This window comes from Pseudomonas sp. 2957 (assembly GCF_031456345.1).
Lineage (GTDB): Bacteria > Pseudomonadota > Gammaproteobacteria > Pseudomonadales > Pseudomonadaceae > Aquipseudomonas > Aquipseudomonas siliginis.
The window spans coordinates 541,583-556,356 of record NZ_JAVDUL010000001.1 but is presented as its reverse complement, the minus strand read 5'-3'; the positions used below and the strand labels follow the sequence as shown (position 1 = coordinate 556,356).

The following is a 14,774-nucleotide window of genomic DNA, read 5'->3' as shown; positions in this document are numbered from 1 at the left end:
AGCGCTGTATCAGGCACATAAGCTTTGTCTGACACTACGCCTTCGCGAGCAGGCTCGCTCCCACAGGGTGATCTTTCGCTCAGGCGAGCTCGGCAACTTTGGCAGCTTTCAATTGCGCCTCCCGCGCCTGGGCATCCGCCAGCCGATACAACTCGATCGTGCCGTCCCAATGCTCGATCAGCGCCGTGCACGACTCGACCCAATCGCCGCAGTTGAGATAGTCCACCCCGCCAACCTTGCGAATCTCGGCATGGTGAATATGCCCGCAAACCACGCCATGCAGTTCGCGCTTCACGCATTCGTGGGCGATGGCTTCTTCAAAGTCGCTGATGAAACTCACCGCTGTCTTGACCTTGTGTTTCAGGTACGCCGACAGCGACCAGTAACCGTAGCCATAACGGGCACGCCAGTGATTGAGCCAGCGGTTGAGGGTCAGGGTGAATTCGTAGGCGGAGTCGCCGAGAAACGCCAGCCAGCGGTGATAGCGGGTGATCACGTCGAACTGATCGCCGTGAATCACCAGCAAATGCCGGCCATCGGCGGTGACATGCACCACTTCGTCGACCAACTGGATATTGCCCAGAATCAGTTTCGAATAGCGCCGCAGGAATTCGTCATGGTTGCCGGTGACATAGATCACCTCGGTGCCGCGCTTGCTCATGGTCAGCAGGCGGCGGATGACGTTGGTGTGGGCTTGCGGCCAGTACATGCCGCTGCGCAGTTTCCAGCCGTCGATGATGTCACCGACCAGATAGACCTTGTCGGCGTGGTAGCCCTTGAGAAATTGCGACAAGTGCTCGGCCTGGCAATCCCGGGTGCCCAGGTGCACATCGGAGATCCACAGGGTTCGCACCCGTTGTTTGCGACTGGGTCGGGCGAGCTCGGCGCTGGTCATGGGCAACCCTCTGCGATGTTTTCGCCAGCTTGCGCGCGCCGGGTTAATCGACCGTGACAAGCGTGAGTCAGTCGTGTGACAACGCATCCGGCGTACGGCGGTGTAGACTGAGGGCCACTTCGGAGACAACCTGCCATGCGACCGATCCTCACCTTGCGTCAGTACACCCACGACTTGATTGTGCACAGCCACGAGCACCCGCAGTTGGTGTTCGGGCTGTCCGGTGCGCTGGATTTCGAGGTCGAGGGCTGTGGCAGCCAAGTGCGTCAGCAGAGTGTCGTGGTGGTTCCGTCCGGCGCTCATCATGCCTGCGACAGTCCCCAAGGCAGCAGCTGCCTGGTGCTCGACATCCCTGAAGGGCAATGGGTGCAGGATTCGCTGGGCGCGCATGCCGAGGCCAGTCGCCGCTTGCTCGATCATCCGGGGCGGCTGTCGCTGGACTCGGGGCAGAGCCAATTGGTCAGCTGGCTGGCGAACAGTCCGGTCAGCGATCCGTTGATCGCGCAGCAAGGCGCAGTGTTGCTGCTGGCCAGTCTCAATCACGCGCAACCTGCCGAACTGCGCGCGCGTCGCTTGCCCTACGCCGCGCTGGATGCGCACATCGAGCAATACGCCGCCTATCCGCTGCAAGTGGCCGACCTGGCGCGCGTGGCCGGGTTGTCCATTGCGCGCCTGCACGCTCGGTTCATGGCCGAATGCGGGCAGACGCCGATGGATTACATCCGCAGTCGACGCCTGCATCTCGCGGTGCAACTGCTGCGCGACACTGCATTGCCGATTGGTGAAGTAGCCAGTCGCGTCGGTTACAGCTCGCAAAGTGCGTTCTCAGCCGCAGTCCTGCGAGAGTTCGGCTCATCGCCCGGACATCTTCGGCGCGATTCCTGCGACAAAAGACGATAGCCTGCCGACAGACTTGCAGGCCGAGACGCGGTTCAATGGCCCCATAAAGTTGAACCTGAAAAAAGGAATGCAATGACTCCGCGTACCGCCCTCGGCGCCCTGCATATCGGCGCTTTGATGTTTGGCCTGACTGGTGTATTCGGCAAACTCGCTGCCGCATCCCCTGCTGTGATCGTATTTGGACGTGCGGCTTTCGCCGTGCTCGCCCTGGCATTTTTCGCCCGTTTCGCCAGCCAGCATGGTTGGCAGAAACTTCAGGCCGTGGACTGGCGGCGCCTCGCCCTCAGCGGCGTGTTACTGGCTGGCCACTGGGTGAGTTTTTTCGTATCGGTGAAGATCGCCGGGGTGGCCATCGCCACCTTGGGCTTTGCCAGTTTCCCGGCGTTCACGGTAATTCTCGAAGGACTGATCTTCCGCGAACGCATCCGTGCCAATGAAATCGTCCTGGTGGTATTGGTCAGCATCGGTCTGGTGCTGGTGACGCCCGCATTCGATCTGGGCAGTGGCGCGACCGTCGGCTTGCTATGGGCAGTGTTGTCCGGCCTGCTGTTTTCCCTGCTGTCGCTGACCAACCGCGCCAGCTCCGGGCGCATTCCGGCGGTGCAGGCGGCGTTGTGCCAGAACGTCGTCGTGGCTTTGTGTCTGTTGCCGGTCGCAGCGCCGCAGTTGAGTCAGGTTCAAGCGCTGGACTGGTTGTGGATCGCCCTGCTCGGGGTGTTCTGTACCGGCGTCGCCCACAGCCTGTTCGTCGCCAGTCTGGCGGTGATCAAGGCGCGCACGGCGGCGGTGGTGTTCGCCATGGAACCGGTCTACGGCATCACCCTCGCCTGGCTGCTGTTCAGTGAAACCCCGACCCTGCGGATGCTCATCGGTGGCGCGTTGATCATCGTCGCGATTGTGGTGTCGGCGCGGATGTCAGGCGGCAGCGACAAGACAACCGTCGCCGCCGAGGCCGCCTCTCACTGAGTGCGGTCGTTGTGGCCGAGGTCGCGGTCAGGATCGATCTGATCGCGCACTCGCTGCTTCAATACCTTGGCCTCAGGGAAACCACCGTCGGTCTTGCGCTCCCAGATCTGCACACCCGCGCAAGTGATGTGAAACACCCCACCGGTGCCCGGCACCAACGACACTTTGCCCAGGTCGTCAGCGAAGGTGCTGAGCAGTTCCTGGGCCAGCCACGCCGCGCGCAGCAGCCACTGGCATTGAGTGCAATAAGTGATGACAACTTCGGCTTTGGCGACGGTCATGATCGCTGAAACTCCTGAGACAGAGGGCGCCGCTATAATAGCCGGCTTTACCGCTTGCCCCGAGACTCACAATGCGCCGTTTGCTGTTCTGCCTGCTGCTTGGTTTCCTTCCCCTGCTGGTTCACGCCAGTGAAGCGCCACGACCGAAAGTCGGCCTGGTGCTGTCCGGCGGCGCTGCGCGCGGGCTGGCGCACATCGGCGTGCTCAAGGCGCTGGAAGAACAAGGCATCAGGATCGACGCGATTGCTGGCACCAGCATGGGCGCGGTAGTCGGCGGCCTGTACGCCTCGGGCTATAAGATCGACGAGCTGGAAAAACTCGCCCTGAGCATCGACTGGCAAGCGGCGCTGTCCGACGCGCCGCCGCGTGAGGACGTGCCATTTCGACGCAAGCAGGACGACCGCGATTTTCTGGTGAAGCAGAAACTCAGCTTCCGCGACGACGGCAGTCTCGGCCTGCCATTGGGGGTAATTCAGGGCCAGAACCTCGCACTGTTGCTGGAAAGCCTGTTGGCGCACACCAGCGACACCCGCGACTTCGACAAACTGCCGATCCCGTTTCGGGCCGTGACCACCGACATCGCCAATGGCGAAAAAGTGGTGTTTCGCAAAGGCCACCTGCCGCAAGTGATCCGCGCGAGCATGTCGATCCCGGCGGTGTTCGCCCCGGTCGAGCTCGATGGGCGCCTGCTGGTGGACGGTGGCATGACCGACAACATCCCGCTGGATGTTGCGCGGGAAATGGGCGTCGACATCGCCATCGTCGTCGACATCGGCACGCCGCTGCGCAATCGCAAGCAACTGACCACGGTGGTCGATGTGCTCAATCAGTCGATCACTCTGATGACCCGGCGCAATTCCGAGGAACAACTGGCGACTCTGCATGCCAATGACGTGTTGATCCAGCCTGCGCTGGCCGCGTTCGGCGTGACCGATTTCGGCAAGGCTCAGGAGATGATCGACGCCGGTTACCGCGCCACGCGGATCCTCGATGCGCGGCTGGCGCAACTCAAGCCGACTCAAACCCAGGACGCGGAACTGAACGCCGCCCGTCAGCCGGGACAGCGCACGCCGATCATTACCGCGATCCGCGTCGAAAATGACTCGAAAGTCGACGATGACGTGATTCGCTATTACATCCGCCAACCGATCGGCGCGCCGCTGGACCTGGGCCGCCTGCATTCGGACATGGGCACGCTGTACGGCCTCGATTACTTCGATCAAGTACGTTACCGCGTGGTGCACAAAGGCCAGGATCACACCTTGGTCATCAGTGCCAGCGGCAAGCGCAGCGGCACCGATTACTTGCGGGTAGGCCTCAATCTGTCGGACGACATGCGCGGCGACAGTGCTTTCAACCTTGGTGCCAGTTATCGCGTCAACGGCATCAACCGCCTCGGTGCGGAATGGCTGACCCGCGCGCAGATCGGCGACAAGCAGGAGCTGTACAGCGAGTTCTATCAGCCGCTGGACGTCGGCTCGCGTTACTTCGTCGCGCCCTACGGGTCGTTCGAGGCGCAGAACGTTGACTCGGTGCTGGATAACGATCCGATCGCGCAGTATCGGGTCGAGCGTTACGGCTTCGGCCTCAACCTCGGCCGGCAGATCGGCAACAACGGTGAAGTGCGACTCGGCGTCGGCCAGGCCTGGGGCAAGGCTGACGTACGCATCGGCGATCAGGATCTGCCGAGCGAGAGTTTCAACGAAGGCTTCTATACCGTGAAGTATTCCTACGACTCGCTGGACAACGTCTACTTTCCGCACGAGGGCAAGGACGTCAGCCTGACGTTTGCCCAGTTCGAACCGGGCCTGGGTTCAGACAATCGCTATCGCCAGTGGGAATTGAATTTCGACAAGGCCATGAGCCACGGGCCGGATACGCTGATACTCGGCGGGCGCTACGGCCGGACGCTGGACGATGCCAATGTGGTGACATCGAGCTTCCTGCTCGGCGGCGCGCGGCAGTTGTCAGGATTCCGTGAGGATGCGCTGTCCGGGCAGAATGTCAGCCTGATGCGCGCCGTGTACTACCGCCGCCTGACGCCGCGCTCGTACCTGCCGCTGGACTTCCCGCTGTACGCCGGCGCCTCGCTAGAGCGCGGTCGGGCGTGGAACAATGACAATGAGTTCGACAGCGGCTACATCAACGCCGCGAGTGTGTTTATCGGCTTCGACACGCCGCTGGGGCCGTTGAACTTCACGTATGGGTTGAATGATGCGGATGAGCAGGCGGTTTATCTGAATCTGGGGCAGACGTTCTGACGCCTTCGCGAGCAGGCTCGCTCCCACAATGGAATGCGCTCTATCCTGTGGGAGCGAGCCTGCTCGCGAAGGCGGTCTCGGGTGAACCCAAAAATCCGTTGGCGCTCAGCGAATCCCCGCCAGCAACGTCCTTGCCGTCTGCTTCAACGGCTCATCCCCTTCCCTGAGCAATTCATTGAGCAGCGCGATCGCGCTGTCGATGTCGCCATCGTCGATGCAGGTTTGTGCCTGTTCGAGCTTGCCGGCGGCCTCGGTGTCGGTCTCGGTGGACTCGGGTGGTTGCAGATCCAAAGGTTCCAGCACCAGCGACGGCTCGGGATCGCCGAACTCATTGAGAAAGTCATCGTCGAGCGGCTGAGCGTCGGGTTCGGGGATCCATTCAAGTTCGGCCTCTTCGCCAGATGCAGCCTGTGGCAGGTCAAAATCGACAGGCAGCACCGACAGGCTGGTGCCCAGCTCCGGATCATCGATTGGCGGTGCGGCGGAATCGGTGCGACTGTCGTCCAGATCCCAATTTGAATCCATCGATAGCTCGCCCAGATTCAATTCGAAATCATCCTCGAGAGCGCTGGGCGACGATGCAAGCGGCGCGGCTGCAGCCGCTGCCGTAGCCACGGGCAGTTCGGGCGCGATTGGCGTTGCCGCAAATACCGCCGGTGCGGCGCCTGCCAGTTTGGGATGGCGAGCGCGGGTTTCAATCAGTTCGCGCTCATCAACGCCAAGCGCACGCAGGCGGTTTTCCTGCTGTTCGTAAGCGGCGCTGTCACCCTGGCGCCCAAGAACCTCCAGCAACTGCAAACCGAGATCGGTGCGTTCTGGCTCCTTGTGCAAGGCATCCCGCAGCAGCCCGGCCGCTTCGCTGAGGCGGCCGTAGGCCAGATAGATGCCCACCGCCTCCAGCACGTCGCCGGCACCGGGTTCGTCGCGATGATCGGCGGCCGCGTGCGCACCGACAGATTGTTCAAGCTCGGGCTCATCAACGTCGTCTTCGGCGCTAACAGGCAATAGCGGCATCGGCGTGCCATCTGCTGTCAAACGTTGCTGACGGCGACGTATGAGCAACGCAGCCAGCACGCCCAGCAGCAATAGAAGTCCGCCAAGCAGAAGCCAGTTCACGCCATCGTCTGCCGCCTCGACCGGGGCTGAAACAGCGGCCGGAGCCGGCGCGACCACGGGTGGCGGCGGCGCTTTCTGCACTTCGGCCAAGCGGGTTTGCAACTCCTCGATCTGCTTCTTGCCGTCGGCTATTTGCACTTGCTGCTCTTGCAGCCTGAGGTTCTGTTCGTCGAGGGTCTTTTGCAGTTGCTGGGTCAGCAGCACGCTGGCGGCCAGTTGCTCGGCCTGCGCATCGTTGGCAGGCTGCGCCGGCGTTGGCGGCACAGGCGCCGCAGGGCGTTTGCCTTGGGCCGCCTGGGGCGGCGCGGTAACCGGTTCGACAGCTGGAAATTCGGAGGATTGCGGGCGCGGATCCGGTTCGTCAGTAGCGGGCACGATGCCCGGCGAACCCGGTGGATCGATCAACACCGTGTACTCGCGCAGCAGACGGCCGTTGGGTTGATCCAGCTGCACGAGGAAATTCAGGAAAGGTTCGTTGACCGGTTTGCCGGACGTCACCCGGATCATCTGGCGGCTGCCGCGCAGGATCGGAGTGAACTTGAGATCGTTGAGAAAGAACACCCGCTCGACGCCGGCCCGGCCAAATTCATCCGCCGAAGCCAGGCTGGCCGAGAGATCGTTTTGCGTCAACGTACCGACATCGACCAGCGCGATGTCGGCCTTGAACGGCTGATTGAGGGCTGAGTGAACAGTGATTTCGCCCAACCCCAACGCCATCGACCAGGTCGAATAGCTGAATACGCCAGCGAGCAGCAGCCATTTGGCGCCCCCGCGCAGCACCTGCCGACTTGCGAGCATGAGCATCCCTTAAATAAGCAAAACCGGTTTCTATGCGTTCGCACATCCGGTACGAACACGATATTGCCCAGTAGTTCTTATAGTCGGCTCAGCGCGATCTCTCAAAAAATCGCCACCGGGATGTGCCTCAAGATTTTTCCAGGTTGGCCAGAATGTGCCCGTGCACGCGCATGCACACCTTCAGATCCGCCTCGTCGACACCTTCGAACAGTTCGTGACGCAGTTGCGTGGCAATGGTTTCGATTTGTTCGATCAGGGGCAAGGCAGGTGCGCAGAGCACGATTTTTTTCGCCCGGCGGTCTTCCATCACGGACTGGCGTTGCACCAGTCCCTGGTTCTCCAGACTATCGAGCAAGCGCGCCAGGGTCGGGCCTTCGACGCCGACACTCTGCGCCAGTTCGCGTTGGGTCGGCGCCTCTTCAAAACGCGCCAGATGCAGCAGCACCAGCCAGCGCGCCTGCGACAGGCCCAGCCCGGCGAGGCGACGATCCAGTTCGGCACGCCAGCCACGGGACATCTGGGCCAGTTGCATACCAAAGCGATGTTGATCGGTTAACGGCATAAAACACTCACGGTTAGACTGAAAATACGGAAAATCTAATTATTAGTCAGCTAAGCATGGGCGGCAGTTATAGGCAAGAGTGGCTCTGTACTGAATCGTTACAACTGCACGGGGCTTGGCGCATACGTCGTTTCACATCTCGAATTCAGACTGCAACGCCGCCCGCACACAATAAAGCACGCCTTCAGGAACACGCCCGGCGAACAATTCGGCGACTTCGGCGACGGACGGCAACTCGCCCTCGCCATCGAGAAACGCGTCCTGCACTTCACCCATCAGCTCTTCTGGCAAATCCAGCGCCTGCTCCAGCGACAACTGCTGCTTGCCGATGGCTTCGGCGAGCATGGCGTAGACGTTCTTCTCCGAGCACTGCAACTGCCCGGCGATCTGCAGCGGGGTCATGCCGGCGCGGGCCAGGGTGATCAGCTCGTGACGGACATCGGCGACCACCTTCGGCGCCTCCGCCTCGCCGCCGAGGACTTCAAGGAAGGCTTCGCCATAACGCTCCAGCTTGCGTGCGCCGACGCCGCTGACCCGGGCCATTTCCGCCAGCGAGGTCGGCTGGCTGCGGAGCATTTCCAACAACGTCGAGTCGGGGAAGATGACGTACGGCGGCACGCCGTGTTCTTCGGCCAATTTGCGCCGCAGTGCGCGCAAGGCTTCCCACTGTTCGCGTTCCTCGCCGCGCACCAGTTGGCTGGCCTGGCTCTTGCTGCCCGTTTTCGCGGTGACTTGCGGTTTCAGGTCGCGGCGCAGTTCCAGCTTCACTTCGCCTTTGAGCAGCGGCCGGCAACTGTCATTAAGACGCAGACCGCCATAACCCTCGTGATCGACATCGGCCAACCCACGCGCCACCAACTGGCGGAACAGCGAGCGCCACTCGCTCTCGCTCAACGCTTTGCCAACGCCAAACACCGACAAATGCTGGTGGCCGAAGCTGCGCACCTTTTCGTTGTCCTTGCCCAGCAACACGTCGACCAGATGACCGACGCCATAGCGCTGGCCGGTGCGGAAAATCGCCGACAAGGCCTGACGAGCAGGCTCGGTGGCGTCCCAGGTCTGCACGCCGTCGACACAGTTGTCGCAGTGCCCGCACGGTTCTGGCATGTCTTCATCGAAATAGGCCAGCAACGCCTGCCGGCGGCAGCGGGTTTCTTCGCACAGCGAGAGCATGGCGTCGAGCTTGTGCTGCTCCAGACGCTTGTGCCGCTCGTCGCCTTCGGAGTTCTGCAGCATCTGCTTGAGCATCACCACGTCTTGCAGACCGTAGGCCATCCACGCATCCGCTGGCAGCCCGTCACGGCCGCCGCGTCCGGTTTCCTGGTAATACGCCTCAAGGGATTTCGGCAGATCGAGGTGCGCGACAAAACGTACGTTGGGCTTGTCGATGCCCATGCCGAACGCCACGGTGGCGACCATGATCAGGCCTTCCTCGTTGAGGAAGCGCTTCTGGTGATAGGCGCGCAGATCGTTGGGCAGACCGGCGTGATACGGCAGCGCCGGGAAGCCCTGCTCGCTGAGGAACGCCGCAACTTCTTCGACCTTCTTGCGCGACAGGCAGTAAACGATGCCGGCGTCGCTGCGCCGTTCGGCGAGGAACGCCAGCAACTGTTTGCGCGGCTGCTCCTTGGGCACGATGCGATAGAAGATGTTCGGGCGGTCGAAACTCGACAGAAAGCGCTCGGCGTTCTGCAGGTGCAGGCGATCGACAATTTCTTCGCGGGTGCGCTTGTCGGCGGTCGCGGTGAGGGCAATGCGCGGAACGTTGGGGAACAGCTCGGCCAATTGACCCAGTTGCAGGTATTCGCGGCGGAAATCGTGACCCCATTGCGACACGCAATGCGCTTCGTCGATGGCGAACAGGGCGATTTCCAGGCTTTGCAGGAACGCCAGCATGCGTGGCTGCACCAGACGCTCGGGCGCGAGATAGAGCATTTTCACTTCGCCGCGCTTGATCCGCAGGGCGAGATCACGCTGCTGCTCGGCACTCAGCGTGGAGTTCAGCGCAGCGGCGGCGACGCCCAGTTCTTCAAGGGTGGCGACCTGATCGTCCATCAGCGCGATCAACGGCGAAACGACCACCGCCAGGCCCTCGCGCAACAGTGCCGGCACCTGGAAGCACAACGACTTGCCGCCACCGGTAGGCATCAGCACCAGCGCATCACCGCCGCTGGCCACGCGCTCAATGATCGCACCCTGACGGCCACGGAAACTGTCGTAGCCGAAGATGTCCTTGAGGACGCGTTGAGCCTGTTCGAGCATAAAAACTCCAAAAATCTACCGATACATCCCTGCTCAGGCTGGTTCAGAGCAGCTTCGGCTGCTTAAACAAAACGTAAGAACACATTGCATGACCAGCGCAGCGCCAGCAGGGATCGCAAAACGCGGCAGTATACCCGAGGCCTTCGCCGCACAGGGTGCCGCTGAGAAGACACCTGATAAACCTGCCACACACAAAACCCTGTGGGAGCGAGCCTGCTCGCGAAAGCGACCTGTCAGTCGATGCAAAAGTGCCTGATACACCGCCTTCGCGAGCAGGCTCGCTCCCACAGGGTTATTCATCTTTCCAGTGAGGCCGGTAATTCGGGCAAATCTGCCAAGCGGCTGGCTAGAGCGCGCAAGAAAGCCTAGAATTCCCGCATTGTTTATTCCCCAAGGTAGCCCCGTAATGTCCTTCGCTGAGCAACTGACCCGCCTGCAAGTCTTCCTCGATGCCGACGAGCTGCACGACGAGGCGCTGGATTACGTCGCCGCCCACGGTTACCTGACCGCGCTGTCTATCTGCTCCGAAGACGTTCCGGAGCGCGAGTGGATCGACGCGCTGTTCGCCGAAGAGCCGCATTACGCCGACGAAGCCCAGCGTGCCGAAATCGAAGCCACACTGATCGGCCTCAAAGCACACATCGCTCGCCAACTGGCCTCGGATGAAGAATTCGAATTGCCGTGCGAACTGGATCTGGGCGAAGAGCCGGACGATTCCGAATTGCGCGGCTGGTGCATCGGTTTCATGGAAGGCGTGTTCCTGCGCGAAGCGGCCTGGTTCGAAGCCTCCGAAGAGGAAGTCAGCGAAATGCTCCTGCCGATCATGGTCGGTTCCGGCCTGTTCGACGAGCAGCCTGAGTTCGAAGACATCGCCAAGGACGCCAACCTGATGGACGACATGATCGTTCAGATCCCGGAAGCCCTGACCGCGCTGTACCTGCTGTGCCAGGCCCCCGAAGAAAAACCGGCGATCCTCAAGCCCCGTCATCACTAAGACCCGGCCTATGGACAACCCCATAGGCAACCGCCCCCTGATGTTGCGCTACGTCCTGCTGGCCATCGGCTGGCTCAGCGTCGCATTGGGGGTGATCGGCATCTTCCTGCCGGTCCTGCCCACCACCCCCTTCCTCCTGCTCGCCGCGGCCTGCTTCGCGCGCAGCTCTCCGCGCTTCTATCGCTGGCTGGTCGAACATCCACGGCTGGGGCCATGGATTCGCGACTACCTCGAAGGCAACGGCATCCCGCTCAAAGGCAAGGTCTACGCGATCGGCCTGATGTGGGTGAGCATTCTGTTCTCGTGTTATCTGGTGCCGTTGGTTTGGGCGCGTGGGTTCATGCTGACCAGTGCGGTGTTGGTGACGGTTTATATTGTGCGGCAGAAGACCTTGAAAAAACGCTGATTGCTCCACCGTCGGCGGCACAACCGTTCATCCGATATCAGTCCGCACCTGTCAGAGTTGACAGGTGCGCGCTTTAACGTCGCATGCTTAATTCTTCCGTATCGGCGCTGACAGCCCAGGTAAGCGCCCCGTATGGAAGGCGAAAATTCATGACCAGCTCACAATACCTGATATTCCCTCCTGCGCCGCGTTCCGGTATCGGTGTGCTGGCCCTCTATCCGCCGCAACCACTCCTGTACAAGCTGCAAACTGACCAGAGCTACGGTATCAACATCGCCATGATTGCTCAGAACATTAACGGATTGGGCTTCAGTCTCCCGGCATATCTGTCTCAAGCCCTCGGTGACCGTATCGAAGTCTTCCTCGATAGACCCGATGTCACCACCCCTTCGTCCGTGATTGATTTCGCCCTTACAGAGGACGATTTTGAGGCCGATGGAAAGACCCCTAAAACCGTACTTTTTGACATTACAGCTGAAACCCTCGAGGAGAAATTCCTGCCGTTTACCGACGTCAGGCTGGATTGCTGGATTAAAGTCACGAGACTGAGCGGCAACCCGGGGGAATCGCCACACTCACAACTCTGGTTCAAACATCCCGCTCCGGGCGAAGCGGACATTGACGGCGGCAAGCCTTCCAATCAGGGCCTCAAGCTGCCAATCGCATCGGAAAGTATCGTCGATCAGAACGTCATCAAAGAGGGCATGGAAGTCACGGTCAAGCATTACTTCAATCAGCAGATCGGCGATACGGTCGTGCTGACATTTGGTTCGCTGCGGCTGGACTTCGTCGTGACCGACGACTCGGCCGACATCGTTTTCAAGCTGACGCCTGACTTGCTCGGCAAATTGCAACAAACCAGCAATCTGGTGGTGCGCTGGAGCGTTTATGACGTTGTCGAGAACTCCAGTGGTTTTTCGGAACCGCTCATTCTGCCGTTCAAGCCCGTAATAACCCTGCTGACCGCGCCGATTTTCGAGCAGTCCGATGCCGACGACGTAATACACCATGACTGGCTTGCAGGCGGCCCGACGAACATTCTCCTGACGGGCAGTTTTGCGATCAACGATGTGATCGCCCTGACACTGGAAGGATTCACCCGAAACAACGTGCCAGTCACTCATACCTATTCTTTAACGGTGACCGTAGACAGCAAGACACTGAACTTTCCCGTGGAAAATTTCCGCATTCAAAATGTGATAGGTGGAAGTTTACGGGCAACTTATATTCTGACCAGAGCAGGTCAGTCCAAACTTTCCAAACCTGCTGACGTCACCGTTGCGGGTAAATCCTTGCCACTGGGAGCACCGGAGGTCACCCCACTGGTGGAAGGTGAGCTGGCAGTCGACACTGCCAAAGCCTTTATAAATGTCGCCAGTTTCTGGCCCTTGAAACAAGGGGCAGAGGTCAAGCTGCATTGGCAGACCACAGACATCAACGGCAAGTTGGTACGGTTTACTTGGGGACAGCTTGTAACGGATCCTTCAAAGCCCATCGTTTTCGAGGCCGAGAACGAGTACATCAAGCCCTACGCCAGCGCGAGACTGGCCGTGCAGGCCACCATCACCAATCCCGGCGAAAGTGAAGTCTTTTCCGATATCGCGCAGTTGAAGATCGGCGATCCCAAGGAGCTTGTCCTCACGCCGCCCTCACTGGTATCGCCTTTCACTAATCCGCTTGATCCCTTGGCAGCGCTGCCGAGCATGCTGGTGGAATATCTCGATGCCAAGACCGAGAAGGTTCGCCTGGTGTGCACACCACTGCCCTTGGGATTTGATCGCTTCCCGCTGGTAGATCTGGATTCGGCCAAACAAGCCCGCTTTACGTTCGACAGGCGCCTCATTGTGGCGCTTCACGGTGAAACCGTGCGATTCAAATTCAACCTGAATCAGGACGGCAAGAAAATCGGATCTTCTCCGGAAACTGAGATTTCTTTCAAACTGATCGCTGATCAGGATCCCAGGTTTCCGAGACCGCGAATCATTGGCATTGATAACGCAATCCTGGACGTAAAAAAACTGACCAGCGCAGACAAATTGGCGGTCAACCTCTGGCACGGACAACGGCCGGGCCAGAGCATGACGCTGGTGCTGATCGGCATCGACAGCAAAGACAACCCTGTTCGCCACGTCATCATGAACGCGGAGGCGAGCGTCACCAGCGCCGGGCTGATACGGGAACTGTCAACGCCGACGCTGGAAGTGTTGAAAAATCTCAAAAGCGGCAGTACGGCGACATTGATATTTTCCGTGCGCCTGGGGTTGCGCGGCAATCCAGTGGAATTTCCCCACCAGACCTATCAGATCGAATCTCTGGTTGAGTTGCAGCCGGTCATCACACTGATTAAGGACTCGCAGAACAGGGAGATTCCGCATAGCGACCTGACGGTTGATCCGAATGTCACGATCGAGGGAACTGCGAGCGTAGAACAGCAGGTTGAAGTTCTGGTGAATGGCGAGTCGATAGAGACATTGACCACAGACAAGGACGGGAAGTTTTCGACGCTATTGAAGGGGCTCGTTGTCGATGTACTGACAGTCGTGCAGATTCGAGCACTCTATGGCGACGGTCTTCTCTCTCCTTTACGCTCGTTCACGCTGCGCAAAGCGCTGCAAGTCAACAACAGCGCCATGGCCCTGTCAGGACTGAGAGTTTATGCATGGCGCCACACTCACAGTGCAGATTTTCCAAACAATACCCAAATCCGCGCCGCCGTCCCGTCTACAGGCGTCCACCCGATCACCTACAGAAGCAGTAATCCGAACGTGGCTTATGTCGACGGCAACGGGAAAGTCACGGGCATACGTAACGGCAATACGTACATTACCGTACAGGACCGATTCAGCTCATTTTCTTATTACGTCAGTGTGACGAATGTTTATCAGTTGGCTATCGGCGGCTACGGCATGACACACCAAGAGGCGCTCAACTGGCGATACAGCATTCCGGGCGCAGAACCGATGAGCAGAGCACTGCACGCCATGCAAGTTGTATATGGTCCCGATCCTTATTGGCCAATAGCCGCTGGAGGGATCTACAGGATGTGTGATGAAAGCGGTTGTCCTGGCAACCTGCGAGCGATATATGGACATGCCAACGGCGGAATTTATTGCCATTCGGACCTGAACGCCCGATGGGCTCCATGGTGTATCTATCCCATTTACGGATAAACCGGCCTCTTCGCGAGCAGGCTCGCTCCCACAGTTTCACCGCTCTCCCCTGTGGGAGCGAGCCTGCTCGCGAAGGCTGACTTAAAGACAACACGTCTCTACAGACAGACAAAACCCACCGTCCCGAATCAACCGGGGCGGCGGGTTTTGTCATTTCAGACCT

Annotated in this window: 11 protein-coding genes; 6 read left to right on the top strand and 5 right to left on the bottom strand. The window is 60.0% G+C overall.

The features are described 5' to 3' along the window. Window positions 1-79: 79 nt before the first annotated feature. Complete coding sequence (locus J2Y39_RS02530; protein WP_252887486.1) at window positions 80-895, bottom strand: UDP-2,3-diacylglucosamine diphosphatase; 816 nt, start codon at window positions 893-895, stop codon at window positions 80-82. Window positions 896-1,030: 135 nt separating this feature from the next. Here J2Y39_RS02530 and J2Y39_RS02525 point away from each other — a divergent pair, with 135 nt between their 5' ends. Further along, on the top strand, window positions 1,031-1,795 hold the full coding sequence (locus J2Y39_RS02525; RefSeq protein ID WP_310214892.1) for an AraC family transcriptional regulator: 765 nt from the start codon (window positions 1,031-1,033) through the stop codon (window positions 1,793-1,795). 72 nt (window positions 1,796-1,867) lie between these two features. Next, complete coding sequence (locus tag J2Y39_RS02520; RefSeq protein ID WP_076566527.1) at window positions 1,868-2,761, top strand: DMT family transporter; 894 nt, start codon at window positions 1,868-1,870, stop codon at window positions 2,759-2,761. On the opposite strand, the gene J2Y39_RS02515 is transcribed toward J2Y39_RS02520, so the two are convergent. Next, window positions 2,755-3,042, bottom strand: coding sequence for a SelT/SelW/SelH family protein (locus J2Y39_RS02515; protein WP_076566525.1), 288 nt, complete (start codon window positions 3,040-3,042; stop codon window positions 2,755-2,757). The genes J2Y39_RS02520 and J2Y39_RS02515 overlap by 7 nt on opposite strands. A 71-nt stretch (window positions 3,043-3,113) precedes the next feature. Here J2Y39_RS02515 and J2Y39_RS02510 point away from each other — a divergent pair, with 71 nt between their 5' ends. After that, window positions 3,114-5,303: a patatin-like phospholipase family protein gene (locus tag J2Y39_RS02510; RefSeq protein WP_310214889.1), complete on the top strand. Its 2,190-nt coding sequence runs from the start codon at window positions 3,114-3,116 to the stop codon at window positions 5,301-5,303. Between the two features lie 105 nt (window positions 5,304-5,408). Here J2Y39_RS02510 and J2Y39_RS02505 read toward each other — a convergent pair whose 3' ends face one another. From J2Y39_RS02505 to recQ, 3 genes are all read right to left on the bottom strand, one after another. After that, the gene (locus J2Y39_RS02505; RefSeq protein ID WP_310214886.1) at window positions 5,409-7,217 is read right to left on the bottom strand and encodes a FimV/HubP family polar landmark protein; all 1,809 of its coding nucleotides are present in this window, start codon (window positions 7,215-7,217) and stop codon (window positions 5,409-5,411) included. Window positions 7,218-7,344: 127 nt separating this feature from the next. Further along, entirely contained in the window at window positions 7,345-7,779 is a 435-nt protein-coding gene (locus J2Y39_RS02500; RefSeq protein ID WP_016771142.1) for a MarR family transcriptional regulator, read from the bottom strand. A 132-nt stretch (window positions 7,780-7,911) separates the two neighbouring features. Further along, window positions 7,912-10,041, bottom strand: a complete 2,130-nt coding sequence (gene recQ, locus J2Y39_RS02495) for a DNA helicase RecQ (protein WP_024012058.1) — start codon at window positions 10,039-10,041, stop codon at window positions 7,912-7,914. Window positions 10,042-10,447: 406 nt separating this feature from the next. On the opposite strand from recQ, the gene J2Y39_RS02490 reads away from it, so the two are divergent. The 3 genes from J2Y39_RS02490 to J2Y39_RS02480 all read left to right on the top strand — a co-directional run bounded on the left by J2Y39_RS02490 (window position 10,448) and on the right by J2Y39_RS02480 (window position 14,611). Next, entirely contained in the window at window positions 10,448-11,035 is a 588-nt protein-coding gene (locus J2Y39_RS02490) for a YecA family protein (RefSeq protein WP_310214883.1), read from the top strand. A 10-nt stretch (window positions 11,036-11,045) separates the two neighbouring features. Next, window positions 11,046-11,441, top strand: a complete 396-nt coding sequence (locus tag J2Y39_RS02485; protein ID WP_056783699.1) for a YbaN family protein — start codon at window positions 11,046-11,048, stop codon at window positions 11,439-11,441. Between the two features lie 149 nt (window positions 11,442-11,590). Then, on the top strand, window positions 11,591-14,611 hold the full coding sequence (locus J2Y39_RS02480; RefSeq protein ID WP_310214879.1) for an Ig-like domain-containing protein: 3,021 nt from the start codon (window positions 11,591-11,593) through the stop codon (window positions 14,609-14,611). Window positions 14,612-14,774: the final 163 nt, after the last annotated feature.